This window comes from Xanthomonas hortorum, assembly GCF_040279205.1.
GTDB lineage: Bacteria > Pseudomonadota > Gammaproteobacteria > Xanthomonadales > Xanthomonadaceae > Xanthomonas > Xanthomonas hortorum_F.
Window position 1 is genome coordinate 1 of record NZ_JBEOLS010000066.1, and the last position, 25,936, is coordinate 25,936.

Annotated in this window: 28 protein-coding genes; 14 read left to right on the top strand and 14 right to left on the bottom strand. The window is 65.0% G+C overall.

The features are described 5' to 3' along the window. Positions 1–323: 323 nt before the first annotated feature. The 14 genes from ABS769_RS19300 to ABS769_RS19365 form a co-directional block, all read right to left on the bottom strand. On the bottom strand, positions 324–1,040 hold the full coding sequence (locus ABS769_RS19300) for a tetratricopeptide repeat protein (protein WP_430544186.1): 717 nt from the start codon (positions 1,038–1,040) through the stop codon (positions 324–326). Beyond that, positions 1,040–1,522 carry a cytochrome c-type biogenesis protein gene (locus ABS769_RS19305; protein WP_268211823.1) on the bottom strand — a complete coding sequence of 161 codons (483 nt, stop codon included), beginning with the start codon at positions 1,520–1,522 and terminating at the stop codon, positions 1,040–1,042. Before ABS769_RS19305 ends, ABS769_RS19300 begins: the two co-directional genes overlap by 1 nt. After that, the gene (locus ABS769_RS19310; protein WP_317062823.1) at positions 1,522–2,064 is read right to left on the bottom strand and encodes a DsbE family thiol:disulfide interchange protein; all 543 of its coding nucleotides are present in this window, start codon (positions 2,062–2,064) and stop codon (positions 1,522–1,524) included. The genes ABS769_RS19305 and ABS769_RS19310 overlap by 1 nt, the downstream gene beginning before the upstream one ends. Further along, a complete protein-coding gene (locus tag ABS769_RS19315) occupies positions 2,061–4,049 on the bottom strand; it encodes a heme lyase CcmF/NrfE family subunit (RefSeq protein WP_317062824.1) in 1,989 nt (662 codons plus the stop codon). Before ABS769_RS19315 ends, ABS769_RS19310 begins: the two co-directional genes overlap by 4 nt. A 63-nt stretch (positions 4,050–4,112) precedes the next feature. Next, positions 4,113–4,583 (bottom strand): cytochrome c maturation protein CcmE, encoded by a 471-nt coding sequence (ccmE, locus tag ABS769_RS19320; protein WP_095574646.1) that lies wholly within the window; start codon positions 4,581–4,583, stop codon positions 4,113–4,115. After that, positions 4,580–4,786: a heme exporter protein CcmD gene (ccmD, locus tag ABS769_RS19325; protein WP_043911132.1), complete on the bottom strand. Its 207-nt coding sequence runs from the start codon at positions 4,784–4,786 to the stop codon at positions 4,580–4,582. The genes ccmE and ccmD overlap by 4 nt, the downstream gene beginning before the upstream one ends. Further along, positions 4,783–5,541 carry a heme ABC transporter permease CcmC gene (gene ccmC, locus ABS769_RS19330; protein ID WP_317062825.1) on the bottom strand — a complete coding sequence of 253 codons (759 nt, stop codon included), beginning with the start codon at positions 5,539–5,541 and terminating at the stop codon, positions 4,783–4,785. The genes ccmD and ccmC overlap by 4 nt, the downstream gene beginning before the upstream one ends. Before the next feature lie 10 nt (positions 5,542–5,551). Next, a complete protein-coding gene (locus tag ABS769_RS19335; protein WP_317062826.1) occupies positions 5,552–6,880 on the bottom strand; it encodes a S8 family serine peptidase in 1,329 nt (442 codons plus the stop codon). Continuing rightward, positions 6,877–7,536, bottom strand: coding sequence for a zf-HC2 domain-containing protein (locus ABS769_RS19340; RefSeq protein WP_317062828.1), 660 nt, complete (start codon positions 7,534–7,536; stop codon positions 6,877–6,879). Before ABS769_RS19340 ends, ABS769_RS19335 begins: the two co-directional genes overlap by 4 nt. Further along, a complete protein-coding gene (locus tag ABS769_RS19345; protein WP_006452988.1) occupies positions 7,533–8,114 on the bottom strand; it encodes a sigma-70 family RNA polymerase sigma factor in 582 nt (193 codons plus the stop codon). Before ABS769_RS19345 ends, ABS769_RS19340 begins: the two co-directional genes overlap by 4 nt. A gap of 63 nt (positions 8,115–8,177) precedes the next feature. Then, positions 8,178–8,942: a hypothetical protein gene (locus ABS769_RS19350; protein WP_317062829.1), complete on the bottom strand. Its 765-nt coding sequence runs from the start codon at positions 8,940–8,942 to the stop codon at positions 8,178–8,180. A gap of 282 nt (positions 8,943–9,224) precedes the next feature. Further along, positions 9,225–9,614 (bottom strand): c-type cytochrome, encoded by a 390-nt coding sequence (locus tag ABS769_RS19355; protein ID WP_023903703.1) that lies wholly within the window; start codon positions 9,612–9,614, stop codon positions 9,225–9,227. A 25-nt stretch (positions 9,615–9,639) separates the two neighbouring features. Next, entirely contained in the window at positions 9,640–10,992 is a 1,353-nt protein-coding gene (locus ABS769_RS19360; protein WP_317062830.1) for a cytochrome C, read from the bottom strand. Positions 10,993–11,063: 71 nt separating this feature from the next. Continuing rightward, positions 11,064–11,678: a cytochrome b gene (locus tag ABS769_RS19365; RefSeq protein WP_317062832.1), complete on the bottom strand. Its 615-nt coding sequence runs from the start codon at positions 11,676–11,678 to the stop codon at positions 11,064–11,066. A 308-nt stretch (positions 11,679–11,986) separates the two neighbouring features. Between ABS769_RS19365 and ABS769_RS19370 the strand changes: the two genes are divergently transcribed. The 14 genes from ABS769_RS19370 to ABS769_RS19435 all read left to right on the top strand — a co-directional run bounded on the left by ABS769_RS19370 (position 11,987) and on the right by ABS769_RS19435 (position 25,609). Continuing rightward, positions 11,987–12,424, top strand: coding sequence for a sugar 3,4-ketoisomerase (locus ABS769_RS19370; RefSeq protein WP_023903706.1), 438 nt, complete (start codon positions 11,987–11,989; stop codon positions 12,422–12,424). Beyond that, positions 12,421–13,092, top strand: coding sequence for an acetyltransferase (locus ABS769_RS19375; RefSeq protein ID WP_317062835.1), 672 nt, complete (start codon positions 12,421–12,423; stop codon positions 13,090–13,092). Before ABS769_RS19370 ends, ABS769_RS19375 begins: the two co-directional genes overlap by 4 nt. Before the next feature lie 3 nt (positions 13,093–13,095). After that, positions 13,096–14,049, top strand: coding sequence for a hypothetical protein (locus ABS769_RS19380; RefSeq protein WP_317062837.1), 954 nt, complete (start codon positions 13,096–13,098; stop codon positions 14,047–14,049). Further along, the gene (locus tag ABS769_RS19385; RefSeq protein ID WP_317062839.1) at positions 14,036–14,968 is read left to right on the top strand and encodes a GNAT family N-acetyltransferase; all 933 of its coding nucleotides are present in this window, start codon (positions 14,036–14,038) and stop codon (positions 14,966–14,968) included. Before ABS769_RS19380 ends, ABS769_RS19385 begins: the two co-directional genes overlap by 14 nt. Continuing rightward, positions 14,968–16,080, top strand: coding sequence for a DegT/DnrJ/EryC1/StrS family aminotransferase (locus tag ABS769_RS19390; protein ID WP_317062850.1), 1,113 nt, complete (start codon positions 14,968–14,970; stop codon positions 16,078–16,080). The genes ABS769_RS19385 and ABS769_RS19390 overlap by 1 nt, the downstream gene beginning before the upstream one ends. After that, positions 16,077–17,330, top strand: a complete 1,254-nt coding sequence (locus tag ABS769_RS19395; RefSeq protein WP_317062840.1) for an O-antigen translocase — start codon at positions 16,077–16,079, stop codon at positions 17,328–17,330. The genes ABS769_RS19390 and ABS769_RS19395 overlap by 4 nt, the downstream gene beginning before the upstream one ends. Beyond that, positions 17,327–18,277, top strand: a complete 951-nt coding sequence (locus ABS769_RS19400; protein WP_317062842.1) for a glycosyltransferase — start codon at positions 17,327–17,329, stop codon at positions 18,275–18,277. Before ABS769_RS19395 ends, ABS769_RS19400 begins: the two co-directional genes overlap by 4 nt. After that, positions 18,274–19,407, top strand: coding sequence for a hypothetical protein (locus ABS769_RS19405; protein ID WP_317062843.1), 1,134 nt, complete (start codon positions 18,274–18,276; stop codon positions 19,405–19,407). Before ABS769_RS19400 ends, ABS769_RS19405 begins: the two co-directional genes overlap by 4 nt. Before the next feature lie 46 nt (positions 19,408–19,453). After that, positions 19,454–20,305 carry a Wzz/FepE/Etk N-terminal domain-containing protein gene (locus ABS769_RS19410; protein WP_317062844.1) on the top strand — a complete coding sequence of 284 codons (852 nt, stop codon included), beginning with the start codon at positions 19,454–19,456 and terminating at the stop codon, positions 20,303–20,305. Positions 20,306–20,462: 157 nt separating this feature from the next. Continuing rightward, the gene (locus ABS769_RS19415) at positions 20,463–21,305 is read left to right on the top strand and encodes a class I SAM-dependent methyltransferase (protein WP_023903715.1); all 843 of its coding nucleotides are present in this window, start codon (positions 20,463–20,465) and stop codon (positions 21,303–21,305) included. 12 nt (positions 21,306–21,317) lie between these two features. After that, a complete protein-coding gene (locus ABS769_RS19420; protein ID WP_317062845.1) occupies positions 21,318–22,538 on the top strand; it encodes an amidohydrolase family protein in 1,221 nt (406 codons plus the stop codon). Then, complete coding sequence (locus ABS769_RS19425) at positions 22,535–23,233, top strand: class I SAM-dependent methyltransferase (protein ID WP_317062846.1); 699 nt, start codon at positions 22,535–22,537, stop codon at positions 23,231–23,233. Before ABS769_RS19420 ends, ABS769_RS19425 begins: the two co-directional genes overlap by 4 nt. Positions 23,234–23,369: 136 nt before the next feature. Next, positions 23,370–24,500: a glycosyltransferase family 4 protein gene (locus ABS769_RS19430; protein WP_317062847.1), complete on the top strand. Its 1,131-nt coding sequence runs from the start codon at positions 23,370–23,372 to the stop codon at positions 24,498–24,500. Further along, positions 24,497–25,609 carry a glycosyltransferase family 4 protein gene (locus ABS769_RS19435; RefSeq protein WP_317062849.1) on the top strand — a complete coding sequence of 371 codons (1,113 nt, stop codon included), beginning with the start codon at positions 24,497–24,499 and terminating at the stop codon, positions 25,607–25,609. Before ABS769_RS19430 ends, ABS769_RS19435 begins: the two co-directional genes overlap by 4 nt. The last annotated feature ends 327 nt before the right edge of the window (positions 25,610–25,936 follow it).

Consider the following 25,936-nt stretch of genomic DNA (forward strand, 5'->3'; position numbering starts at 1 on the left):
CCCGCCCACCGTCGCGGGACCTTACGCGGCATGGATGCCGCGTAAGAGCCTACATGGACGTACTTGCGGCGTGTCCCGCGATGGTGGGCGGGCAAGGACCCTGCAGCCAAGCCACAGATCATCCGCTCTGCAATCTACGCACTCATAGCGTCCGATCTTTCAAGACAACCAAGATCTCACGACCTCGAAATGCCTGGACAAGGGCACGAGCAATGGGCAGATGGATGTAGATGGCGCACTCAGTAGCGATATCTACGCGTGGTATACGCACACCGAGCGCAGCGGCACCCGCTGATGGCCGCGAGTGATTTTGCCAGCCGTTCCTAGCGAGCAGCGCGTTTGGCCTGCCGCGCGCTCGCCAACGATTCGGCCACGGCGATTTTTTCCGCGACCGCTTTCTGCATCGTCGAGCCGGTGTCCAGCAAGTCATGCAAATGGCGCCAGTGTTCGGTGGCGGCGCTGTAGTCCTGCTGCTGGAAGTCGCTGATGCCGAGCAGCCACAGAGCGCGTTGATGATCCGGCTCGCGTGCGATCACCTGTTGCAGGCGCGTGCGCGATGCGGCATCGATGGCGAAATCGCTGCGCGTACCCATGTCTGCTGCGATCCAGCCGACAATGGCTGCGCTGTTGTCGGGGGCGAGCTTGAGTGCTTGCGCATAGGCATCGCGCGCGTCGGCCGAACGGTTTTCCTGCTCGTGCGCTTTGGCCTGCTGCATCCAGGCGTCCAGCGCCTGCAGTTGTGCTTCTTCAGCCGGACTGATGGCTGGTGTTTGTGCTTGCGTGCTGCCGGCAGCAGTCGCCTCAGGCGTCGCCTGCACTGTCTGCTGCGCTGGCGTAGCGTACACGCGCGTTGCGATGGCGTCGGGCGCGCCGACCAGGCGATACAGGCCGGCGGTGGCGATCGGCAAGCCAAGCACCAGCACAATCGGCAATGCATAGCGTGTGCTGCGATGGCGCGTTGGCCGGCGCAGCAGCGGTACCAGCAACAACAGCAGCGCGATCACCACCAACGCTGCGCTTATCAAATAGAAACCGGTCATCACCACTCTTCCTCAGCTTGCGGCGCCACCGGTGTGCCGGCACGCGCACGTTTGCGCACGGTGTGGATCACCACGCCTGCACCGGCACCCAGCATCAACAGCGGGCCGAACCACAGCAGCCAGGTGCCGCGTTTGACCGGCGGGTCGTACAGCACGAAATCCGAATAGCGCTCGACCATGTACTGCTTGATCTGCGCGTCGCTGTGGCCGGCCTGGATCTGCGCGAACACCTGATGACGCAGATCGCGCGCGAGCGCGGCGTTGGAGTCGGCAAGGTTTTCGTTCTGGCACACCAGGCAGCGCAGTTGTGCGGTCAGACGCTGGTAACGCGCTTCCTCGCTGCGGTTCTTGAACGGCAGCGGATCCACTGCCTGCGCCGCCAGCGGCGGTGCAAGCAGCACGCCAAGCAGCAACACCAGCAGCAAGCGCAGTTGCCGGCCTTGCAGACGCCAGTGCCAGCGCCACCAGGGGCGAGCCGGCATCACTGCGCGCCCTTGGGTAGCGCGGCGATGGCCGGCAGCAGTGTGTCGTTGATGACATCGGGTGTGAGCACGCCGATGTGCTTGTAGCGGATCACGCCTTGCGCATCGATCAGAAACGTCTCAGGCGCACCGTAGACGCCGAAATCGATCGCGGTCTGGCCGGCCTCGTCTGCGATCACTACGGCATACGGGTTGCCGTATTGCGCGAGCCAGGCGGTGGCATCGGCGGGTGAATCTTTATAGTTGTAGCCGATCAGCGGCACGCCGAGCCGGTTGGCCTGCGCCATCAATACAGGATGTTCGTGCACGCATTCGGCGCACCAGCTGCCGAACACGTTGAGCACATACGGCTTGCCCAGCAGCTGGTCGCGGCTGACCTGTTGTTCGGGTTGATCCAGCCTTGGCAGCGAGAACGCTGGCGCTTGTTTTCCGATCAACGGTGAGGGTACATCGCGCGGGTTGTGTTGCATCGTCCAGTAGATGCCGAAGCCGAACAGCGCCGCCAGCAACAGGAAACCCAGCAAGGGCAGCAGACGGTTCATACGGGCGATTCCTGCGCAGTGACGATGGCATCGTGTGCCGGCGAGGTGGCCGCCTTGCCGGCGACGGCAGGCGCACGAAAGCGGCGCGCGCAGGCGCTGACAAAACCGCCCAGCATCATCAGCAGGCCGCCGGCCCAGATCCAGCGGATGAAGGGTTTGTAGTACAGCCGCAGCGTCCAGTTGTATTCGATGTGTTGATCGTCCAGCGGCTCGCCTAGTGCGACGTACAGATCGCGGGTGATGCCGGGGTCGATCGCCGATTCGGTCTGGATGCGCTCGCTGCTGTACAGACGTTTTTGCGGATGCAGCAGCGCGATCACCTTGCCATCGCGGCTGACCTGCACGCTGCCTTGTTCGGCCTTCCAGTTCGGCCCATCGATCATTTGCACGCCGTCGAAGCGGAACGCGTAGCCGGCGATCTGGGCGCTTTCGCCCGGCGCCAGCCGCACGTCGCGTTCGACCGACAGGCTTTCGGACACCAGCACGCCGGCAACGAATACCGCCACGCCGGCGTGCGCAAGCAACATGCCGGCCATTTCAGCCGGAAAACGCCGCCCGCGCGGCATCTCGCGCCAACGCTTGTGCATGTACAGCGCGGTGCCGGCGGCCACCCACGCAGCGACGCCGATGCCGGCAATCGCCTTGATCTGGCCATCAGCGAAGAGGCTGCCGACCAACGCACACGCAATCGCGGCGATGCCGGCGCGTGTGCCGAGTGCCTTCAACGGTGCGGCCTCGGCCTTGCCCCAGCGCAGGTACGGGCCGAAAGGTAGCAACAGCACCACCGGCAGCATCAGCAACGGGAACAGCAAGCCGAAGTAGGGCGGGCCGACCGAGACCTTGCCCAGGCCGAACGCGTCGGCGATCAGCGGGAACAAGGTGCCCAGCAACACCATCGCGGCGGCTACGGTGAGCAGCAGATTGCCGATCAAAATGGCCGTCTCGCGCGAGGCGGCGGCGAACGGTTTGCCGCTGGCGATCTTCGGCGCGCGCAAGGCGTACAGCAGCAGCGAGCCGCCGACCACTGCCACCAGGAAAATGAGGATGTACAGGCCGCGGCGCGGATCGGCGGCAAACGCATGCACCGAGGTGAGCACGCCCGAGCGCACCAGGAAGGTGCCCAGCAACGACAGCGAGAACGCCAGGATCGACAGCAGAATCGTCCACGCACGCAGGCTGCCGCGTTTTTCGGTGACCGCCTGGGTGTGGATCAGGGCGGTGCCGACCAGCCAGGGCATGAAACTGGCGTTTTCCACCGGGTCCCAGAACCACCAGCCGCCCCAGCCCAGTTCCGCGTACGCCCACCAGCTGCCGGCGACGATGCCGGCGGTGAGGCAGGCCCAGGCCACGTTGGTCCACGGCCGCGCCCAGCGCACCCAGGCCTGTTCCAGCTCGCCGCCCAGCAAGGCCGCCACCGCAAACGCGAACGCCACCGAGAAGCCGACGTAACCGGTGTACAGCACCGGCGGGTGGAAGGTCATGCCCGGGTCCTGCAGCACCGGATTGAGCTCGTTGCCATCCAGGGGAATCGGCGACAGCCGCCCGAACGGATTGGAGGTCAGCAGGATGAAGGCGAGAAAACCCACCGACACCAGCCCCAGCACCGCCAGCACGCGGGCGGCGAAATGCTGCGGCAGATGCCGACTGAAGGCGGCCAGCAACACCGTCCATGTCGCAAGGATGGCGATCCACAGCAGCAACGAGCCTTCATGCGCGCCCCACACCGCGGCAAAGCGGTAGTACCAGGGCAGGGCGATATTGGCGTTGGCAGCGACATAGGCCACCGAAAAATCCAGCGACAGCAGCGACCAGGCGAGCAGGCCGAACGCCATCCACACGAACATTGCCTGGCCTACCGCTGCCGGCCGTGCAATGCCCATCAAGGCGGAGTTGCCTCGCCAGGCACCGATCAGCGGCAAGACGCCCTGGGCAAGCGACAACAGCAGCGCCAGGATCAGTGCGATCTGGCCGAGTTCAGGCGTCATGGGCAAATCGCATCGTGCAACCAAGGAAGATCATGGAAGTGGTGGAAAGCGGTGCGCGCCGCATCAACGCGGCGCCGACAGCGGCACCGCGGCGGCAGGAATCGGCTTGCCGACATGGCCTTCGGCCATCGCGTCCTTGAGTTCTTTGGGCATATAGGTTTCGTCGTGCTTGGCCAGCACTTCGTTGGCGACAAAGCGCCCGCCTTGCATGCGTCCGTTGGCGATCACAGATTGGTTGTCGCGAAACAGATCCGGAAGGATGCCGGTGTATTCGACCTGCGTTGCGGCGTGCTTGTCGATCACGGTGAAGTTGACTTTCAGGCTATCGGTTGCGCGCTGGATCGAGCCGGCCTTGACCATGCCGCCGAGGCGAAATTGCTGATAACTGGCCGCCTCGCCGGCGTGCACCTGGCTGGGCGTGAACAGATAGCTCATGTTCCGCTGCAGCGCGAGCACGATCAGCGTCACCGCCAGTGCGGCAGCGGCGATGACCCCAATCACCAGCCAAAGGCGTTGCTTGCGCGTTGCATTCATGGCGCGTCCCGCTCCAGCGTGGGAACTGGTTGATCGCGTGCACGTCGCGGTGTTTGTCGTTGCAGCTGGCCGCGCAATTCGCGCGGCAGGCGGCGTCGACGTAACCACGGCGCTGCCAGATCGGCCAGCAACACCAGCACGAACAACGCGTACGCGGTCCACACGTAATGGCCGTAACCGCCCATCGCCAGAAAGGTGTTCATGCGGTGCGCTCCGTCAGCACGATGCGGCGTGCCCAGTCCTTGCCGCTTTCCAGTGCGAGCAGGTCCACTCGCACGCGGCCGAACAGACTGGCCAGGTAATAAAACTTGGTGGCCAGCATCATCAGCAGCAGCGGCCACAGCATGTCGGCGCCCATCTTGGAGGGGCCGAGCAGGCGCACGGTGGAGCCTTGATGCAGCGTGTTCCACCACACCACCGAGTAATGCACGATCGGCAGATTCACCAGGCCCACCAAGGCGAGCAAGCCGGCCGCACGCATCGCCTGACGGCGATCTTCCACCGCGTGATACAGGCCGAGCACACCCAGATACAAGAACAGCAGCAGCAACTCCGAGGTGAGCCGTGCATCCCAGGTCCACCAGGTGCCCCACATCGGCTTGCCCCACAGCGAGCCGGTGCACAAAGTGATGAAGGTAAAGGCCGCGCCGATCGGCGCCGAGGCCATGGTCACCACTTCGGCCAGCTTGATCCGCCACACCAGCGCAATAAACGCGGACACGCCCATTGCCGCGTAGATGAAAAGACTCATCCAGGCGCTGGGCACGTGGATGAAAATGATGCGGTAGGCGTCGTGCTGCTGGTAATCCGGTGGTGCCAATACCAGCCCGCCGTAAGCGGCCACCGCGCCGAGCAGCAGCGCCAGCGCCAGCGCCCACGGGCGCACGATGCCGGCGACGCGGTAGAACGTGGGCGGCGAGCTGAGTTTATGCAGCCACAAGGGAATCCACTTGGCCATGCCGGTGTCGTCAGTTGGAATGTTTGGCGTGCGAAGCCAGCGCGTCGACCGCAGCGCCGGCGTTGACCTGCAGCTGGCCGTCGGACATCTTGCTGGTGCGTTGCATCAGTTCGCGCAAGCCGGTCGCGTCCATCGACGGCGATAGCGACAACAGCAACGCGGCCATGCCGCTGACATGCGCGGTGGCCATCGACGAGCCGGAGGTGAAGTCGTAGCGGCCATTGGGCTGGGTGGTGAGGATGTCCTTGCCGGGCGCGCTCAGCACACCGGGCATCGCGGCGGTGGAGCTACTGCTGCGCACCACCAGCACGCCGGGCACATCGTTGGGAAAGCCGTCCATGCGCCCGTTCGGCGGCATTGCGGCCACCACGATGCGGCCCTGTTGCACCAGATGCAGCAGCATCTTGCTCAGCAGCGGGTCGGCCGGGCCGCCCAGGCTCAGATTGATCACGCGCGCGGAGCTGTTGTTGATCGCCGCCAGCGCCTTGGCCAGGGTGAAGGTGTTGCAGCGTGCGGTGGCACCGACGGTCGGCGCATACCAGCACGCCTTGTAGATGCTCAGCATGGCCTTGGGCGCCATGCCGACAATGCCTTGATGGTTGTTGCTGCCGGCAGCAATGATGCCGGCCACTTCGGTGCCGTGCGAATCGCTGCTGGTGGCGAGCGCGGTGTCGTCGACCAGATCGTGCACGTCGCGGATGCGCGACTTCAGATCGGGGTGAGCGGTGTCCACGCCGGTGTCGACCACCGCCACCACCACGCCGCGGCCCTGGGTGATGGTCTGCGCGCTGGCCGCATCGGTGGCGATGAAGCCGCGTTGCATGTCCACGTACGGGTCGTTGTAGCCGGACAGCGAGATGGTCTTTTCCGATGCATCGGCAGAGAACACCGAGAAATCCTGCACCGGCTGCACCAGCTCCACGCCTTCGTCGTCGGCCAGCGCGCTGACCAGCTCGTCGCGCGATACGCCAGCCGGCGGCTGCAGCACAGCGCAATACAGGCCCAGCGAGGTGATCGGCCAGCCGGAGACTTCGCGCAGCTTGTAGCGCTGCTTGATGGCTTCCATGCGCACGGCGGCCTTCTGGCCGGCGCCGTAATAGCTGGAGGCGTAGCCGATCAGGCTGGAGCCGGCGCGTGCCGGCGGTGCGGTGAGCGGGTTGGCCACCGCCAGCAGGATGTCACGGCTGCTATCGGGCTTATGCGCATCGGCCGGTACCGGCGCGGCGCGGGTGGAAGCAGCTTGCGCGGTTTCGGGCGGCACGTCTTGCGCGTGCGCATTGGCGCATATGCCCAGGCCGATGCAGGCGGCGAACATGCCGATCGCGAAGAAACGGCTCATGGTGCGGACACGATCTCAGCCAGGCGGATACGCGGGTTGGCACGCAGCTGCTGCACGGTGTGCTGCGGCTGGGCAGGCGGCTGCGGTGCGACAGGCACCACGGTGTAGGCGCCCATTTCATTGGGGCCGCCGACCACCTGCAACTGCTGCGCATGCAGCAGGCTGTCCCAGTCGGCCACGGTCATCCTGGCGTCGGGCACCACGCGGATGGCACCTTGCGGGACCGGCAAGGCGGTGGCGCTGCTGAGCGTGCGGTAGTCGTGCGAGGGCGTAGGCGTGGCCAGCTTGACGCCCATGACGCCAAGACCAATGGCCTGCACCAGGGCGGCGGCGGCCAGGGCGCGCACCGTCCAGTTGCCGGAGCGGCGTGCTGCCGGCACCGGTGCAGCAGGTGCGGTGTGCTGTTCCGGCGCATCCAGGCGGCCGAGCAGGCGTAGCAGGCCGGCGTTGGCGTCCAGCTTGACCGCCGACGGCAGTGCAAGCGCTTGCCGCAGGCGATTCTGCTGGGCGAATTCGGCGCTGCACGAGGCACATTTGGCTACGTGCGCGATCAGCCAGGTGTTCTCCTCCTCGGTGGCACTGTCCAGCAATACGGCGGGCATCAGTTCCCAGGCGTGCGAGCATTCCTTGCCAGGCGCGATGAAAAACGTCTTCATTGCATGGTCTCCGTGTAAGGGGCGCCGCCGGCCAGGCCGGGCAGCACATTGCGTAATTTGACCCGCGCATGGAACAGCCGGGCTTTGATGGTGCCGACCGGGCACTGCATGATTTCGGCGACTTCTTCGAGCTTGTGGCCAACGCCATAAACCAGTTCGATCACCATGCGCTGGTCCGGCGAGAGCCGTTGCATGCCCTTGTCGAGCCAGTCGCGCAGCTCGCGGTCGTCGTTGTCGTCGGCGCTGGGGGCGTGGTCTTCCACCACAGCGGTGTCGTCGATGGCCTCGCCGTCATGCTGGCGCAGGCATTTGAGCCCGCAGCGATAGGCGATGCCCATGATCCAGGTCGACACCTGCGAATCGCCGCGGAAGTCGCCGGCTTTCTGCCAGGCGATCCAGAAGCAGTCGTTGATGGCTTCTTCGATGATGTCCGGGCGGCGGGTCAGCCGCGACAGGAACCGGCACAGCCGGCCGTGGTAGCTGGTGTACATGGTCGCCAGGGCGGCACGATCGCCCGCAGCCATGCGCCGCAGCAGCATGCGGTCGGTGGCATCACCCAGGGTGTCGGAATCATTCATCGAGGCAGGCACGGCAGAAGACGTAGGTCAGTGCCCGCACGGGGGCAAAAGGTTGCAGCTGGATCAGAACGTGGTGGAGACCGTGCCCAGCCAGGGCGTTTCGCCCGGGCCGCCCTGCAGGCGCGGGGTATTGCTGCTGGTGACGATGCGTTCCAGTTTCAGCGTCCATCGTGCCCGGCTCCACTTCAGGCCCAATTGCCCGTACTGATAGCGGCCGGATTCGGCAGCGCCGTAGGCCATCGCCGGGAAACGCGAGGAACCGGCGCCGATCAACAGGGCGAAATCGTTTTGCAGCGGGACATTGGCGGTGACGTCGATGGCCACATTCCACGGCGACTGGTCGGCGCGGGGGAAGTTGAACACCGACACCGAAAAGGTCAGCACGTCGCGGTAGGACCAGGCCAGGCTGGCTTCCTGGCGGTCGAAGGTGCGTGTGGCCTGATTGGTCGGGTAGCCGTAATACAGCAGGCTGGCCTGCATCTGCCAGCGATCGTCCAGCATCCAGGCGCGTGCGGCCTGGGCGGTGACCGCCACCGGCTTGCTCAGCGAGGGCGATTGCAGCGCGACCGAGGTGGAGACCGACCAGCCGGGCGAGGGCAGCCAGTAGCCGGCCGCCTGCAGCGTGGCCTTGTTGGGCGCGATCGAGATGCCCCGGTCGATCAGCTGCGAGGTCAGCGCCACCGCGCCGCCGACATTGGCGGCCATGGCGCCGGGGCTGATGACCAGGGCCAGCAGCAGGCAGTGGCGCAACGGGGAGTTGTGCCGGTGCACGTGCGGGCACAGGCAACGCGGGTTGGCGCTGGCCGTTGTGCAGTGCCCCCGCCGCATGTTCAGGCGTGGCCTGTCCCACGGTTGCCCGCCGCAGGCGCAATGGCGTCGCGTTCGGAAGGGGGACGACCTGACAGGCGAGACAGGGGGCAACGGATGAGCGTCTACGGTGAGCGGGGCGCAATAGTGCCTGATTGCGTCGGGCAGACCGCCGCGGGCACGACGGTTCCGTTCATATACGCGAAGGAATCGCGGCCGGCAACGCGGCCGGCGCGACGCCCGAAGCGCAGCGCGCCCCGGTTGCCGGCCGGCAGGGGTGACTGCCGGCCGGTCAAGCAACGCTCAGTGCAGCGTGTTGAGGTAGGCGATCAGCGCGTCTAGCTCTTTCTGATCTTCCAGGCCTTCGTACTTCATCTTGGTGCCCGGCAGGGCCTTGGACGAGGATTGCGACAGATAGGTCTTGAGCTGGGCGGGCGTCCACTGCCACTTGCTGCCCTTGAGTGCATCGGAGTAATTGCTGTAGTCCGCCAGGCTGGCGGCCGGGCGCCCGGCCACGCCGAACATGGACGGGCCTTTCTTGTTCTTGCCCTGGGCCGCGCTGTGGCATTCGGCGCATTCGGTCATGAACACGCCTTTGCCATCGGCAGCGCGCGCGGGCGGGGCAAGCAGTGCGCCGGCCAGCAACAGGCCGGCCAGCGGGGCGCACAACAAGGTTTTGTGGAGTGACTTCATGGGGGTCCTTACGCGTGCGGGGGAATCAGAACGAGACATTGACCGACAACGAGAAGGTGTCGAGATCGCGCGGATTGGTGATTGGATTGCCGCCACCGAACACGTTGGTGGTGCTGCCGTTGAACTTGTCGAAGCGGAACCAGGTGGCCGCGAAACGCACGTTGGCGTTGGTGGTGTAGGTGCCTTCCTTACCGAACGGGGTCCAGTACAGCAGGATCAGATTGGCGGTGGTGTCGGGGATGCCGTAGGGCTGATAACGCGCCACATCGAACGAGCCGCTGTTGATCAGATGCGCTGCCAGCACGCCATAGGTCTGCTTGAACGCGTAGTTCATGCTGATGTTCTGGTCGCGCACGCTGCCGCGGTCGCGCGGCGACATGCTCAGGTCGGTCGGCTGCAGCGGGCTGCCGTATTTGCGGCGCTCGTAGATGTTGACGTAGGCCAGCGACAACACGTGCTCGCGGGTGCCGAGGAACTGATAGGTCAGGTCGTAACCCAGATCGGTGAAGTCATCGGTGGGACCGCCGCTGCGCAGGCGTTGGCGACGGGTGGTCATCGCGGTCAGGCCGGCCGAGAAGAACTGCCGCTTCATGTCCTTCATATAGGCAAAGCGCGCATAGCCGGTGTCGCTGAGCTTGCCCGGGTCGTTGTTGGGGTTCCAGCCCAGGTGGTCCTGCGCATCGGCGGACAATGCGCTGTAGCTGCCGACTTCGCCGTACCAATTGCTGTCGAACAAGCCGTACACGCTGGCGCCGATCACGCGGTTGGAGAGTGCCGACGAACTCAGCATGCTGGCCGAACCTGCATTGGAGACCGGGCTCAGGGTCGATGCATTGGGCAGCACCTGGATCGGATCGGACACGCCGGGGTTGTTGTTGACGCTGACGCCGACCATGGCGTCCTTGCCGGCAAGCTGAAACGGCTTGCTGACAAAGCGCAAATCCACATCGTCCAACTGGGTGTTGAAGGTGTCGTTGCCGCCGTTGTTGGAGCGGATCTTGGAGTAACCGCCGATGTGGTCGTTGACCCGGCCGGCCAGATACAGATCGGCTTGGTTGATGCGTGCGCTGCTGTCGCCGCGGGCGGGATTGCTCCGCGTCCAGGTGACCTGGCCGGAGACCGGAATCTTGGTGCCGTTGCCATCGGTATCGGTGAAGCCGCCGAGCTTGAAGCGCATGCCATACGGCGTGAGCGAGGGGCCATAGGAGCCGATATGGCAATCCGCGCATGAAGAGCCGGTCTGGCGCGCGAACGAAGGGATCGCCTGCGCCTGCGTGCTGGCCAGCAGCAATAACGGGCCGGACACGCACAACAAGGACGTCAGGGAGGCGGTGCGCGTGGCGGCAACGCGACGCGGGGCGGGCTGGGGAGTAGGCATGGAAAGTCCTTGTTCGACGGTGCGGGGTTCGGCGCTGCGGGAGCGGGGGAGGGCTGGCAACTCGGGGGAATTCATCGGGCTTTTTTCGGCAACACGCGATGCAGCACGCCATCGCGCAGCACCAGGTGATGCCAGAGCGCGGCGCCGATATGCAGGATCACCAGGGCCAGCAAGACCCAGGCGGCATTCAAGTGCCAGGTGCCCAGGGTGTCGGCCAGATCTTCGTCCGGCGCGACCAGATTCGGCAGCGTCAATCCGAACAGGTAGACCGGTTTGGCGTAGGCGTTGCTCAACGACCAGCCGATCAGCGGCAATGCGACCATCAGGCCGTACAGCGCGAAATGGGTGGCGCCTGCAGCCAGCCGCATCAGCAGCGGCGACGGCGGGCCGGGCGGCAGCTTGCGCAGGCGGATGCGCAAGCCCACGCGCAGGACGAAGAGAAAGAGCACCATCAAACCAAAGTGGCGATGGCCTTCCATCAGCCACTGACGCAATGCGCGTCCTTCCAGTTCGGCGCGCAGCAAAATCAGTGTGGCGGCCATGGCCAGGCACAGCACCGTCAGCCAGTGCAGCACGCGCATCGATTTGGGAAGTGGAATGACCTGCGCAACCGGCGGCGCGTGTTGCGGCAGCACAGTGGCGCTGTCGGTGGTGGCGGTGTCGGGCGCCTGTGGGGATGAACGCATTTGGTCGGTGTGCTCCGGTGCTGGTCGTTGGTTCCGGCAGTGCGCAGTGCGCTGCCAGGCCTGGCTCCCCACGCCGGCCGATCTGCGGCCAGGTGAACGTGCACCGATATGTGCGGCGATGCTGGCAAAAGGTTGCATCGCCCTGTGGGCATTGCGCTGCAATCCGTGCATATCCACGTCTGCTGCGTCTGCAACTGCGCTTGCGCGCACATGGATTCGCAGTGCCGTGACGTGGTGCAACCTTTGGCGCATCCCGGTGCACTCAGGCATGTCGCACTACGTGCAGTCAGCGGTTACGCCCCCGAATCATGGCCATCGAACGCATCCAGTTGCACACCCACGGTGACGATCGCGGTCTGCTCATCTCGTTGGAGCAGCAGCGCAACGTCCCGTTCGAGATACGTCGCGTGTATTACCTGTTCGGCACCCGCGACGGCGTGCACCGCGGCCAGCATGCGCACCGCCAGCTCAATCAACTCGCCGTCGCCTTGCATGGCTCGGTGACGATTCTGCTGGACAGGGGCGATGGCAACGGCCAGGAAGAAGTGGTGCTGGACGACCCCTCGCAAGGCCTGCTGCTCGGGCGCATGGTGTGGCGCGATCTGTATCGCTTCAGCCCCGACTGCGTGTTGATGGTGCTGGCCGACCAGTTCTACGACCCGGCCGATTACATTCTGGATTACGACGAATTCCTGAGCGAAGTGCGCGGCGAACATCGCCTGGACGCACGCAGGCTGGAAGCATGAACGTGCATAAGCCATTGGTGATCATCGGGGACGGCGAGTTTGCGCAGATCGCCTGCGAGTATTTTCAGCACGACAGCGATTACACCGTGGTCGCCTTCAGCGTGGAGCGCGACTTCCTGCTGCGGCCCACGCTGGCCGAGCTGCCGGTGGTGGCATTCGAAGAACTCGAACAGCGCTATCCACCCGAGCAGTACGAGGTCTTCGTGGCGATTCCGGCCACACAGCTCAACCGCCTGCGCACACGCTTCTTCGAAGACATGGTGCGCCGCGGCTACCGCTGCGCCAGCTATGTCAGCTCGCGCGCGTTCGTCTGGCGCAATGCGCAGATCGGCGCCAACTGCTTCATCTTCGAAGGCAACGTCATCCAGCCGTTCACCCGCATCGGCGACAACTGCGTGCTGTGGAGTGGCAACCATATCGGTCACCGTACGGTGGTGCAGGACAATGTGTTCATCGCCTCGCATGCGGTGATTTCCGGCTATTGCGAGATCGGGCGCGGCAGCTTCATCGGCGTCAATGCCACACTCAGCGACAAGGTGCGGATTGCCGCAGACAACATCATCGGTGCCGGCGCGCTGGTCACCCGGCATACCGAGGCCGAGCGCGTGTATGTGGGTTCGCCGGCGCGTGCGGTGGCCGGCAGATCCAGCTTCGACGTGGAGCTTTAATCCATGTTCGCCTGGATCAAGCGGGGCCTGGTGTTCGATGTCGCGCGCGATGGCGTGGGCGGCTGGATGCAGCATGCCGCGCTGACGCCGACACCGTATCGGTTGTCTGCGCAGCTGCTACGCATCTATGCAGGTTTTCGCGATGCGCAGGGTGTGAGCCGGATCGGCTATGTGGACGTGCGCGCCGATGCGCCGACCCAGATCGTCGGCATCAGCAAGCAACCGGTGCTGGAGATCGGCCGCGATGGTTGCTTCGACGATAACGGCATGATTTTGGGCGATGTCGTGGCCGGGCCGGATGGCCTGTACATGTTCTATGTCGGCTTTCAGCGTGTGGCCAAGGCCAAGTTCCTGGCCTTTACCGGGCTTGCGGTCTCCCGCGATGGTGGAGAGAGCTTTCAGCGCCGACAAGACACGCCACTGCTGGATCGCGCCCCTGGTCGCAGCACGATTGCTGCGGTGCATTCGGCCCGCTATGAAGATGGCCGTTGGCGATTGTGGTATGCGGTGGGCGACGATTGGGAAACCATCGGCGGCCAGCCGTATCCGCGTTACCACATCCGTTACGCAGAGACCGACGATCTGCGCCACATCCCCAGCGACGACGTGGTGTGCCTGCGTCCGCGCGACGACGAATACCGCATCGGCCGCCCGCGCGTGTATCGCCTGGGCGATCGCTATCTGATGTATTTCACCTGCGGCGATACGCACGGCGGCTACTTCCCGGGCATCGCCTTCAGCGGCGATGGCGTGCACTGGGAGCGCGACGACAGTCATCTGGGGCTGCAGCTCTCCGACCATGGGTGGGATGCGCAGACCTTGTGCTACCCGGCGTTGATCCAGCAGCACGATCGTGTGCTGATGTTCTACAACGGCAACGCAATGGGGCAGGCCGGCTTCGGTCTGGCCGAGGCCGCGTTGCCGGTGGACCTGCAGGGGCGCCATGTTTTCGGTTAGGCCATATGCCGCCAGCGATGCGCCTGCGTGGGACGCGTTGGTGGCGTCCTCGCGCAACGGCAACCTGTTGCATCGGCGTGGCTATATGGATTATCACGCCGACCGCTTCGTGGATGCGTCGTTGCTGGTCGAACGTGGCGGCGAGGTGGTGGCGGTGTTTCCGGCAAGCGTGCACGGCGATTGCGTCAGCAGCCACGCCGGGTTGACCTATGCGGGCTTGCTGTCGTCGATGGCGTTGCGTGCGGGCGCTACATTGCAGGTGTTCGAGCAGATTGCCGCGCACTACCGCGCGCGCGCCGTGCGCCAGATCGTGTACAAGCCGGTGCCGCATGTGTTTCATGCGTATCCGGCCGAGGAAGATCTGTATGCCTTGCATCGGTTGGGCGCGCAGCTGTTCCGGCGCGACCTGTCATCGGTGATCGCGCTGCGCGAGCCGTTCGCATTCAGTGCCGAGCGTCGGCGTTCGCTGGTCAAGGCGCGCAAGGCCGGTGTGCAGATCCAGACCAGCACCCAGCTGGAGGCGTTTCATGCCTTGCTGACCCAGGTGTTGCAGCGGCACGGTGTGGCACCGACCCATCGGCTGGACGAATTGCAGCTGCTGCACAGCCGGTTTCCGCAGCAGATCGTGCTGCACGAAGCGCGCGCTGATGGGCAGCTGGTGGCCGCCGCACTGATTTTGGATTTCGGTCGCAGCGTGCACACCCAGTATCTGGCGGTGTCCGAACGCGGCCGCCAGCTGGATGCGCTGAGCCTGCTGCTGGCCGAGCTGATCACTGAGGTGTATGCGCAGCGCCATTACTTCAGCTTCGGTATCTCCACCGAGCAGGGCGGGCAGGTGCTCAACGATGGCTTGGTCGAACAAAAGGAACGCTTCGGCGCGCGTGCCGTGGTGCAGGATTTCTATCGGTGGACGTTGTAATGGATGTGCCGTTTCTGGATTTGCGTGCAGTCAATGCGCGCTACGCGGATGAATTGAAAGTGGCTGCCGCGCGGGTGATCGATGCCGGCTGGTATGTGCTCGGGCAGGAACTGGCCGCGTTCGAAGAAGAATTCGCCAGCTACTGCGGCGCCGCGCATGCGGTGGGCGTGGGCAACGGGCTGGATGCGTTGTCGCTGATCCTGCGTGGTTATCGTGAGCTGGGGGTGTTGCGCGAGGGCGACGAGATCATCGTGCCTGCCAACACCTTCATCGCGAGCTTTCTGGCGATCAGCCAGAACCAGTTGGTGCTGGTGCCTGTGGAGCCGGATCCGCTGACTTTCAACATGGACCCGGCCAGCGTGGAAAAGGCCATCGGCCCACGCACGCGCGCCATCATGGCGGTGCATCTGTATGGGCAGCTGGCCGACATGGCCGCATTGCAAACGCTTGCCCATCGCTACGGGCTGCTGCTGATCGAAGATGCCGCGCAAGCGCATGGCGCGCGCGCGGGCGGGCGGCGTGCCGGTGCCTTCGGCGATGCGGCGGCGTTCAGTTTTTTTCCGACCAAGAACCTGGGCGCACTCGGCGATGGTGGTGCGGTGGTGACCTCGGATCTGCGCCTGGCCGAGCGCATTCGCGCGCTGCGCAATTATGGCTCGGAGGTGAAATATCACCACACCTGCCAGGGCGTGAATTCGCGGCTGGATGAAATGCAGGCGGCGTTCTTGCGGGTCAAACTGGGGTATCTGGAGGATGAGATCGCGCGTCGGCGCGCGGTGGCGCAGCGTTATCTGCAAGGCATCGATAACCCGTTGATCACGTTGCCTACGGTGGTCGCCGAGGAACAGCATGTCTGGCATCTGTTCGTGGTGCGCAGCCCGCAGCGCGATGCCTTGCAGGCGCATTTGCTGCGGCTGGGTATCCACACCCAGATCCATTACCCGGTGCCGCCGCATCGGCAGCCTGCTTACACCACGCTGGGCGATGCCTGCCTGCCGGTGAGCGAGGGTCTGCACCGTGAAGTGCTGAGTCTGCCGATGGGCCCGGCACTGGATGACGCGTCGGTGGAACGTGTGATTGCCGCATGCCAAGCGTTCGGCAGCCCTGCATGAATCTGATGCGCAGCAGCGCGTACACCGGCGTTGCGACGCTGGCCAAGCTGCTGGCTGCGCTGGTGGTGGTGAAGTTGGTGGCGGTGTACGCCGGCCCGCAAGGTGTCGGCCGCTTGGGCCAGTTTCTCAATCTGATGTCGGTGCTGGCGGTGTTGGCGGGCGGCGGTATCAGCGCCGGCATCGTCAAGTACGTGGCCGAGTATCGCAACGACGCACCGGCACTGGCACGCTTGCTCAGCGCGGCGCTCTGGTACGCCTTCTGCGCGGCTTGCGTCATGGCGGTGTTGGCGGTGTTGTTCAGTGGTGTTATCGCCGAGCGCCTGTTGGGCGATGCAGCGTATCGGCCACTGATCTGCGTGCTGGCGATCGCGCAGCTGGGCATTGCCCTGGTCAATTACATCCTGGCGGTGATCAACGGTTTCATGGATGTTCGCCGTCTGGCATTTGTGCAGGTGAGCGGCGCGGTGTTGAGCGTTGCGCTGGTGGCGTGGCTGTCCAGCCTGGCGCAGCTGCAGGGCGCGTTGCTGGCACTGGTACTGGGCCAGGTGCTGTGGTTGTTGGCCGGCGTGCCGGCACTGCGACGCAGCCCGTATTTCCAACGCGAGATGTTGCGCCTGCGTTTCGAAGCGCCGATGACGCGCAAGCTGGCCGCGTTCTCGGCGATGACGCTGACCGCCACGCTGGTGCCGCAGTTGGTGGCCATTGTGGTGCGCGATCATCTGGCGTTGCAGTTCGGATGGCAGCAGGTGGGTTATTGGCAGGCCGTCAGCCGGGTGTCGGATGCATATCTGCTGTTCTTCACCACCGCCATCAACGTGTACTACCTGCCCAAGCTGGCCTCCCTGCACGATCGTGCGGCGCTCGGGCGCGAGCTGCGCGCAGCATATTGCTATGTGATGCCGGCGGTGATCGCGATGGCGCTAGGTGTGTACATGCTCCGCGATTGGGTCACCTGGCTGCTGTTCGATGCGCGATTCGCTGCTGCAGCACCGCTGTATGGACCGCAGTTGCTGGGCGATGTGATCAAGATCGCCGCGTTCGTGCTGTCGTACGTGATGCTGGCCAAGGCGATGACGCGGCTGTTCGTGATTTCCGAATGCGTGTTCGCCGCCAGCTATCTGGCGCTGGTGTATCTGTTCACGGCGCAGTTCGGGCTGATCGGGGCGATGTATGCCTTTGTCGCCAACTACGTGGTGTATCTGCTGTTCAATATCGTGGTGGTGCGTCGCTATCTGGTGCAGACCGCATGAGCGATCAAACCCAACCGAGCGGGCGAGCGAGCTGGCCGCTGGTGTCGGTGCTGATTCCGGCCTATAACCACGCGCGCTTCGTGCAACGGTGCCTGGATAGCGTGTTGGAAGACCCGTACCCGTGCAAGGAGATCGTCATCATCGACGACGGCTCCAGCGACGCCACGGGCGAAAAGATCGCGCAGTGGATTGCCACCCATGGTCATCGGCTGCCGGTGCAGTTCGTGCAACGCGATAATCGCGGTGTGGCGGCCACGCTCAACGAGCTGGCCTTGCGTGCGCGTGGCGACTACCTGCGTCTGGGCGCAAGCGACGATTATCTGTTGGCCGGCGGGTTGGATGCGCAGGTGCGTTACTTGCGTGCGCATCCGCAAAAACTGGCGGTGATCGGCGACGCCTGCGTGGTCGATCAGCATGGAAGACTTCTGCACGGCAGCGCCATGCGCGACCTGCATCGGGTGGATACCGGTATGTACCGCTCAGAGCAGGGCATCCGCCGCGCGGTGATCCAGCAGTGGGCGGTCAGTGGTGCGGTGGCGTTGCTGCGTCGCACTGCCTTCGATGCGCGCACCGGGTGGGACGAATCGCTGCGGATCGAGGACTGGGATTTTTTCCTGCGCCTGGCCGCACGCAACGCGCTTGGTTTCGTCGACGTGCCGGTCTGTGCGTACCGTTTGCATGGCAACAACCTCAGCAAGACCTCGAACGTGCGTGCGCGGATTGCCAACTTGAGCGAGTCGCGTCAGGTGGCGTTGCGTTGTGCGGAGTTGTTCGATGAGCCCGAGCGCACCTTGCTGCGGGCCCAATCGCGTTACATCGCGGCCAAGGTGGCATTTCTGCAGCGCCGGCCGCACAGGGTGATCGGGCATCTGCTCGCCTATGCCTGGTTGTCGGTGCCGGCCAGGTGGCGGCCCAGGCATGCGCGTAACGCGGTGGAGCCGGCATGAACACGTTGTTGCGCCGGCCTGCGACGTATCTGGCACTGCCGATGCTGCTCAGCTGCGCGCTGACGTTGCTGACCTACACGCTGCCCGGCGACTATCTGGACGGCATCGCGCTGCTGGCGGTCGCTGCCGCTGCAACGTTTGTGCTGGATGCGTTGCTACGCACGCAGCTGCCTGCCGTGGAGCGCTTTCGCAACTATCGCTACGCCGGCACGCGCGATGCCTTCGTGGTGATGACGCTGGCGGCAGTGGTGACGGTGTTCTGCATCGTGGATGTGGCGTTGTTTCCGATTCCGTTGTTCAGCGATCCGTCCTCGTACGCCACCTTGAGCCCCTTGCGATCGCATGTGCGGCACATCTCCAACATGTGCTGGATCCTGCCGCCGATCGCGCTGCTGTGCGTGCGCCACCGCGGGCTGCGTGCGGCGATGGTGATGCTGGGGTTCGTATTCCCGATCGTGGTGATCGACCGCAACCGCATCTTTGCCGGACTGTTTTCGTTCGTGCTGGTGATGCTGTTGCGCCGCGATCCTGCGCGCCGCCTGCCGTGGAAGACCATTGGCCTGCTCGTGCTGGCTGGGGGCGGGGTGTTTTCGATCCTGGGCGCACTGCGTTCCGGCTCGTTGGCCACGGTCGCCTTGCCGTTCAGTGCGTTGTATCGCGCGATGCCGCAGGGCGTGCAGTGGCTGCTGCTGTACATCAGCGCCGGGCCGTACAACTTCGGCGCGATCCTGGCCAAGGGCTACGTCAACGCCAGTTTTCTGGTCAATCAACTGGTGCCGTTCAGTGGTTCGATCGCCACCGCCGGCACCAGCATTCCGCTGGATGCGCCCAATATCAATGTGGGCACGGAATTCTTCCCGTTCCTGATGGCCTGGGGCGCGCCGGGCGCCGTGATTGCACTGCTGGCGTTATATGCGGGCCTGGTGTGGAGCGTGCGCCTGCTCGGCAGCTCGCTGTCGATCTTTCATATGCTGATCTTCCTGCGCCTCGCCTATGCCTGCCTGATGTCGCCGTTCGCGCCGCAGGCATTCACCTGGACCAACTTCGGCTTCATCGCGCTGTGCCTGGTATTTCATGCCTGCACCGTGTTGCTGCCCAGCCGCAATGCGGCATCTAGCGCTGCTGCGTAGTGCGCGGCAATTTCGTTTTTTCACCACGTTCCAGAGCCGGTGCACCATGAATCAACACGACGATATCTATCTGATCGACCTGTGGCGCATCCTGCGCCGCGAATGGCGCTGGGCACTGGCCGCGCTGGTGGTGGTGCTTGGCCTGACGTTCGCCTTCACCCGGTTGGCCAAACCGCAGTGGGAGGCCACCGCATGGATCCAGGTCGGCGAAATCGGCCCTACACCGGCCGGGCGCGACCCCAAGGTCGAGCCGTTCCAACGCGTGATCGATCGTATGAAGACACGGCTGTTTCAGGATGCGGTGCTGCGCAAGGCTGGCCTGCCTCTCAACAGCCGCGCTGCGCAGTTGTATCGCGGCAGTCTCAAGCCCGATCCGGACCCGTACGCGAATCTGATCGGCGTGACCATTCGTGCCGAATCGTCCGCGCAGGCACGCCGCCTTGCGATGGCCACCGTGACCGAGCTGCAGACGCTGCACGGCCAGACCAATGCGGTGGCGCTTGAGCTCGCACGCACGCGCCTGCAAGGGTTGAATGAAGACCTGCGCGCGGCGCTCGTCAACCGGACGCAACTGCAACAGCAAGTGCAGGCCGGGCAGGGCGGTGCTGCGGCCACGCCGGCGCAGGTGGTTGCCGGTGTATTGCTGACCGACAGCAACACCACCATCCGCGCGTTGAAAGCCGAGCGCGACGATCTCATCGCCCGCCTTACCACCCGCTACACGTATCAGACCTCGTTGGCGTGGCCGCTGTATGTGCCCGATCGCCAGGCGTTTCCGAATGCGATCACCGCCTGGGCGGCCGGTTTGCTCGCTGGCGCCGGGTTGGGCGTGCTGGCGGCGGTGTTACGCAATGCCTGGCGGCGTCGCAGGGGTGCGGCCGGGTATTCCGTCGCCTGATGTAAACGGCAACGCGTTGCAGGTGGGACATCGCTTATCAGGCTGCAACCAAAGCCGCTGCACGTGGCACTCACGGGTCAATCAAGCGATACCGCGGTGGCTGTGTCGCGTCTGGAGAGTGTCGTGAGAACAACTGGTCTGGTGTGGGAGGCTGCGCATGTCGGTGGTCAATGAGCATGCGGCGCGTGGCGGCACGGTGGCCCCGGAGCGCTTGCTTGAGACGCAACGTGCGTTCGATAGCGTGGCCCCCGACTACGATGGCCCGCGCGGCAACAATGCGCTGATCCAGCGCATGCGCACCACGCTGTGGGACACGGTTGCGGCCGAGCTGCCGGTGGGGTCGCGGCTGGTGGATCTGGGCTGCGGCACCGGTCTGGATGCCGGCGAGTTCGCACGTCGCGGTTACAGCGTGCTGGCCACCGACTGGTCGCCGGCGATGGTCGAACGCACCCGCCATCGCGCTGCCACGCAAGGTCTTGAAGCACGGTTGACCGCCGCCCACGTCGGCATCCAGCAGCTCGATCAGCTGGACGGCACCTTCGATGGCATGTACTCCAACTTCGGCCCGCTCAATTGCGCTCCCGACCTGCCGGCAGTGGCTGCCGAGTGCGCACGTCTGCTGCGCGCCGATGGCTGCCTGGTGTTCTCGGTGATCGGGCGCATTTGCCCGTGGGAAATCGGTCATTACACGCTGCGCGGGCGCTTCAAGCGCGCAGCGGTGCGTGCCGCGCGCGGGGTCACCGCGGTAGGCATGAACGGCCACACCATCTGGACCTGGTACCACCTGCCGCGGGAGTTCTACCGCGCCTTCAACAAGCACTTCGTGCTGGACAGCTATCGCGCCTTGAGCCTGTTCCTGCCGCCGCCGTATCTGGTGGATTTTTGCGAACGGCATCCGCGTCTGTCTGAGCGCCTGGGCCAGTGCGACGACCGCTTGGGCGGGCTGCCGCTGCTGCGCGACATGGGCGACCACTTCCTGATCGTGATGCGCAAGCGCTGAGTGGAGACGCCGATGTCCATGGCCGATGTCTGTCTGCAGGGCGCACGCGCGATCACCCTGGCCGGTCCTTCGCGCGCGGCAGTGACGATGCGCGCAGGCCGCTTCGGCGGCACGCTCGGCACCGGCAGCCTGCGGCTGGATTTGCAGGGCCACGTGCTGGCGCCGGGCTTGATCAACGCGCACGATCATCTGCAGGTCAACTGTGTGCCGCCGCTGCCGCAAGGCGCACCGTTCGCCAACAGCTACGCATGGATCGAGGCGTTTCAGGCGCATTTTCAGCATCCCGATGTGGCGGCTGCGTTGCGCGTGCCCAAGGCGGTGCGCTTGCGCCACGGCGGTTTGAAGAATCTGCTGGCCGGCGTCACCTGCGTGGCGCAGCACGACCCTTGGCACGCCACCTTGGACGAGGCGAACTTTCCGGTCGGCCTGCTGCGCGAGTTCGGTTGGAGCTACGCGCTGGGCTGGACCGGCTATGGCCCGCCGGTACAGGGCAGCTTTGCAGCCACTTCGCCCGAACATCCGTGGATGATCCACCTGGCAGAAGGCACCGACGCAGTGGCGGGTGCCGAACTCGACGAGCTCGATCGGCTCGGCTGCCTGGCGGCCAACAGCGTGCTGATCCACGGCGTGGGCATGGGCGAATGCGATATCGACCGGGTGATCGCACGCGGCGCGGCGGTGGTGTGGTGTCCTTCGAGCAATCTCGCGCTGCTGGGCCGCACGCTCGATCCGTGGCGCTTGTGCATGGCCGGGCGGCTGGCATTGGGCAACGATTCGCGCATCAGCGGTGCGCGCGATCTGCTGGAAGAACTGCGCATCGCCGCCGACAGCGGGCTCGTACCGGATCTATTGCTCGGCATGGTCACCCATCAATCTGCGCGCATCCTGCGCATGCAAGCGCGCGGGTGCATCGCGCCAGGCGCAGCCGCAGATCTGCTGATCGTGCGCGATCGCGGTGGCGATCCTGCCACCAGCGTCATCGGCTGCCAACGGAGTGAACTGCGCGCAGTGATACGCGATGGCGCCCCGCGCATCGCCGACCCGGATTTCGCCGACTGGTTCGAGGCGGCCGGCATCCAGACCGTGCCGGTGTTGCTGGACGGTCGCCCCAAACTGCTCGATGCCAGGCTGGCCGACCCGGCAGTGCTGGCACTCGAACCCGGCCTGCAGCGTGTGCCGCACGCAGCGCACAAGCCATCCATCGCGATGGCAGCCAACGGTGCTGTGTCATGAGCGCTGCGCCGACACTTGAGCCGGCAGCGGCGTATGCGTTGTGGGCGCAGGCGTATCCGCCGCATGCGCATAACCCGGTGATGCTGGCCGAAGAACGCGCCATGCTCGCGCTGATGCCCGGCGCCCTGCAGGGCCAACATGTGCTGGATGCCGGCTGCGGCAGTGGTCGCTACATGCTGCATGCATTACAGCGTGGCGCGCTGCATGTCACCGGTGTGGATCTGTCGCCGCAGATGCTGCAGCGCGCCGCCAGCGAGCTCGCCTGCGACTGGCCAGCGGCACGCGTGAGTCTGCAACAAGGCAGTCTCGATAAATTGCCGTTGCCCGACGCAATTGCCGACCTCAGCGTCTGCGGTCTGGTGGTCGGGCATCTGCAGCAGCTGTGGCCTGCGCTGGAAGAACTGCATCGCGTCACCCGCGTGGGCGGGATCGTGCTGTGCAGCGATGTGCATCCGATTGGCCATGCACTGGGCTGGCGACGCGATTTCAAGGCCGCCGGCCGGCAGTACGCAGTGCAGCATACGCAACATCTCTACAGTCATTGGCATACGGCATGCGCATCGCTGGGCCTGGCGATCGAAGCGGTGGCCGAACCGATGCTGGACCCGGCCGATATTCCGCCCGGTGCACGTTTCGACCAGGCGGCGTTGCAGGTGCCGGTTGCCTTGGTGATGCGTCTGCGGCGCATCGCGTGAGTGTTGTGGTGTTCATGGCGATTCCCGATGGCAGCGCATGCACGGCCTGCAAGCGCTACGACCCGAGCCGCTTGCGTTGCGCGCAAGAGCGCGTCATTGGCGTTGCAGAACGTGCAATCCAGTCGATGTCTGCGCCATGACCCTGCATGTGGCGCAACTCAATCTGCTGCCAACGCCCGACGGCCTGAGCGTCGAACAGGTCTTCGCACAATGGCCATCGCTGGCCGACATCGCCGAGGCGGTGGCCAGCGCAGGGGTGCGGGTGACAGTGATCCAGGCCTCGGCACTGAACACTCGACTCACACGCCGGGGTGTGGACTACCGCTTCGCCGAGCTGGCCGCGCGTGGTGGCAAGCAGCGTGCGCACGTTCTCGCCGCGATGCTGCGCCAGATCGACGCAGACGTAATTCACGTGCACGGGCTGGAATTTGCCGGCGATGCGCGGCGGCTTGCGCGCCTGTTGCCGCAGAGTCCCATCCTGTTGCAGGACCATGCCAATCGCCCGCCACGCTGGTGGCGCCGGATTGTGTGGCGTGCGCGTTATGCGGCGGCTGCCGGTATTGCGTTCACCTCGCTGGAACTGGCACAACCATTTCTGCGTGCGCGCTTGTTTCGATCCAGCACGCAGCTATTCGAGATTCCCGAATCGAGCAGCCGCTTCTTGCCGGGCGATCGCTTGCAGGCACGCGAGCACACGCGTCTGCATGGCGACCCATGCGTGTTGTGGGTCGGCCATCTGAGCGCAGCCAAGGATCCGCTGTGCGTGCTCGATGCCATCGCCATGGCCGCACGCGTGTTGCCCGGGCTGCGGCTATGGTGCGTGTTCGACCAGGCTCCGTTGATGGAGCAGATACAGCAGCGCCTGCGCGACGATCCGCAGCTGGCGCGCTGCGTGCAGTTGCTGGGGAAGGTGCCGCATGCACGCGTGGAGACCCTGTTGCGCGCCTGCGACCTGTTCGTCTCGGCCAGCCATGCGGAAAGTTGCGGTTATGCCGCAGTGGAAGCGTATGCCTGCGGCAGCTTGCCGCTATTGACCGATATCCCTGCTTTCCGCGCGCTCAGCGATGCCGGTGCGGTGGGCGAGTTGTATCCCGTGGGCGATGCCTCGGCCTTGGCGGAACTGCTATTGCGTGTCTCCAGGCAGCGACCCAATCGCACACAGATCCGTGCGCATTTCGATGCACGGCTCTCCTTCGCCGCCGTGGGGCAGCGCTGGGCGAACGCCTACACCCAATTACTGGCCGCCGCACCGGGACGCACAGCATGAAACTGGCCTTGGTGGTACCGGGCGGTGTGGACCGCAGCGGCGAAGTCCGCGTGATTCCGGTGTTCCTGACCCTGATCGAATGGCTGGCGCGCCATCATCAGGTGCATGTCTTCGTGCTGCATCAGGAACCGATGCCGGGCACCTGGACATTGCGCGGCGCCACCGTGCACAACATCGGCGCGCAGCGTACCCGTCTACGCGCGATCGCCGCTATTCGTGACGAACATCGGCGCGCACCGTTCGATGTCATCCAGGCGATCTTTTCCGGCTACTGCAGTTTGATCGCCGTTGCGGCGGCAAAACTGCTGCGTCGCCCAAGCATGGTGCATATCGCCGGTGGCGAGCTGGTCGCACTGCATGCCATCGGCTACGGCGGTCGACGTAAGTGGCGCGGGAGGTTGCGCGAAGCGGTGATCCTGCGCCTGGCCGATCGCGTCACTGCCGCCAGCGCGCCCATCGTCGATTCTCTGCAAGCACTGGGTGTCCGCGCGCAGCGGGTGCCCTTGGGCGTGGATCTGCGTGCCTGGCCAGCGGCCGCACCACGCGCGCGCACTGGCGCAATTGCACGTTTGCTGCACGTGGCCAGCCTCAACCCGGTCAAGGACCAGGCCACGTTGTTGCAGGCGATGGCGGCGCTCAAGCGCGCCGATGTCGCCTTTACCCTCGACATGGTCGGCGTCGATACCTTAGATGGTGCCATGCATCGCCTGGTGCAGCAGCTGGGCCTGAGCGAGCAGGTGCGTTTCTTGGGTTTCAAGACCCAGCGCGAGTTGCGCCCGATCATGCAATCGGCTGATCTGCTGGTGCTGTCCTCCTTGCACGAGGCGGGGCCGTTGGTGCTGCTGGAGGCTGCGGTGGCAGGTGTTCCGACAGTGGGGACGGCCGTCGGGCATCTGGTCGAGTGGGCACCGGTCTGCGCACTGGCAGTGCCGCCGGGCGATTGGGCCGGGCTGGCAGAGGCCGTCCGTCAAGTGGTGGCCGACGACGAACTGCGCTTGCGTCTGGCCTGGGCGGCGCAGTGCCGAGCGGTACGCGAAGACGCGGCATCGACCACGCGTCTGTTCGAAAAGCTCTACCGCCAACTATGCGAGAAGCGCCCGCTGCACTGAATACCAGGGCACGGAGTGGGCACCAGACTGCGGGCTTGCACAAATCAGTTTCAGATCAGCCAACAAAACGCAAAGAGCGGTCGCCTGGCGGTGAGCGCATGGTTTTGTTGGCTTTCTCTTGTTGGATGGAGTCAGAAGCTTTAGGTCCAAAGCTTAGTGGATCGAGGGCGCTGTGGCCTCACCGCACCAGAATCGAGTCATAAGCCTAATCGGTCGAGGGCGCGATGCCCTCACCGCTCGCGGGACACGCCGCAAGTACGTCCATGTAGGCTCGGTGGCGGCATCCATGCCGCCACACGGTCCCGCAATCGGTGAGGGCACCGCACC

Bases quoted from the DNA above. Each gene is read 5' to 3' on its own strand.
- ABS769_RS19425 (WP_317062846.1), top strand. From the start codon at position 22,535: ATGAGCGCTGCGCCGACACTTGAGCCGGCAGCGGCGTATGCGTTGTGG.
- ccmC (WP_317062825.1), bottom strand. From the start codon at position 5,541: ATGGCCAAGTGGATTCCCTTGTGGCTGCATAAACTCAGCTCGCCGCCC.
- ABS769_RS19350 (WP_317062829.1), bottom strand. From the start codon at position 8,942: ATGCGGCGGGGGCACTGCACAACGGCCAGCGCCAACCCGCGTTGCCTG.
- ABS769_RS19365 (WP_317062832.1), bottom strand. From the start codon at position 11,678: ATGCGTTCATCCCCACAGGCGCCCGACACCGCCACCACCGACAGCGCC.
- ABS769_RS19385 (WP_317062839.1), top strand. From the start codon at position 14,036: ATGTTTTCGGTTAGGCCATATGCCGCCAGCGATGCGCCTGCGTGGGAC.
- ABS769_RS19335 (WP_317062826.1), bottom strand. From the start codon at position 6,880: ATGAGCCGTTTCTTCGCGATCGGCATGTTCGCCGCCTGCATCGGCCTG.
- ABS769_RS19370 (WP_023903706.1), top strand. From the start codon at position 11,987: ATGGCCATCGAACGCATCCAGTTGCACACCCACGGTGACGATCGCGGT.
- ABS769_RS19355 (WP_023903703.1), bottom strand. From the start codon at position 9,614: ATGAAGTCACTCCACAAAACCTTGTTGTGCGCCCCGCTGGCCGGCCTG.
- ABS769_RS19310 (WP_317062823.1), bottom strand. From the start codon at position 2,064: ATGAACCGTCTGCTGCCCTTGCTGGGTTTCCTGTTGCTGGCGGCGCTG.
- ccmD (WP_043911132.1), bottom strand. From the start codon at position 4,786: ATGAACACCTTTCTGGCGATGGGCGGTTACGGCCATTACGTGTGGACC.
- ABS769_RS19345 (WP_006452988.1), bottom strand. From the start codon at position 8,114: ATGAATGATTCCGACACCCTGGGTGATGCCACCGACCGCATGCTGCTG.
- ccmE (WP_095574646.1), bottom strand. From the start codon at position 4,583: ATGAATGCAACGCGCAAGCAACGCCTTTGGCTGGTGATTGGGGTCATC.
- ABS769_RS19420 (WP_317062845.1), top strand. From the start codon at position 21,318: ATGTCCATGGCCGATGTCTGTCTGCAGGGCGCACGCGCGATCACCCTG.
- ABS769_RS19395 (WP_317062840.1), top strand. From the start codon at position 16,077: ATGAATCTGATGCGCAGCAGCGCGTACACCGGCGTTGCGACGCTGGCC.
- ABS769_RS19380 (WP_317062837.1), top strand. From the start codon at position 13,096: ATGTTCGCCTGGATCAAGCGGGGCCTGGTGTTCGATGTCGCGCGCGAT.
- ABS769_RS19300 (WP_430544186.1), bottom strand. From the start codon at position 1,040: ATGACCGGTTTCTATTTGATAAGCGCAGCGTTGGTGGTGATCGCGCTG.
- ABS769_RS19315 (WP_317062824.1), bottom strand. From the start codon at position 4,049: ATGACGCCTGAACTCGGCCAGATCGCACTGATCCTGGCGCTGCTGTTG.
- ABS769_RS19360 (WP_317062830.1), bottom strand. From the start codon at position 10,992: ATGCCTACTCCCCAGCCCGCCCCGCGTCGCGTTGCCGCCACGCGCACC.
- ABS769_RS19435 (WP_317062849.1), top strand. From the start codon at position 24,497: ATGAAACTGGCCTTGGTGGTACCGGGCGGTGTGGACCGCAGCGGCGAA.
- ABS769_RS19410 (WP_317062844.1), top strand. From the start codon at position 19,454: ATGAATCAACACGACGATATCTATCTGATCGACCTGTGGCGCATCCTG.
- ABS769_RS19400 (WP_317062842.1), top strand. From the start codon at position 17,327: ATGAGCGATCAAACCCAACCGAGCGGGCGAGCGAGCTGGCCGCTGGTG.
- ABS769_RS19430 (WP_317062847.1), top strand. From the start codon at position 23,370: ATGACCCTGCATGTGGCGCAACTCAATCTGCTGCCAACGCCCGACGGC.
- ABS769_RS19305 (WP_268211823.1), bottom strand. From the start codon at position 1,522: ATGCCGGCTCGCCCCTGGTGGCGCTGGCACTGGCGTCTGCAAGGCCGG.
- ABS769_RS19415 (WP_023903715.1), top strand. From the start codon at position 20,463: ATGTCGGTGGTCAATGAGCATGCGGCGCGTGGCGGCACGGTGGCCCCG.
- ABS769_RS19390 (WP_317062850.1), top strand. From the start codon at position 14,968: ATGGATGTGCCGTTTCTGGATTTGCGTGCAGTCAATGCGCGCTACGCG.
- ABS769_RS19405 (WP_317062843.1), top strand. From the start codon at position 18,274: ATGAACACGTTGTTGCGCCGGCCTGCGACGTATCTGGCACTGCCGATG.
- ABS769_RS19375 (WP_317062835.1), top strand. From the start codon at position 12,421: ATGAACGTGCATAAGCCATTGGTGATCATCGGGGACGGCGAGTTTGCG.
- ABS769_RS19340 (WP_317062828.1), bottom strand. From the start codon at position 7,536: ATGAAGACGTTTTTCATCGCGCCTGGCAAGGAATGCTCGCACGCCTGG.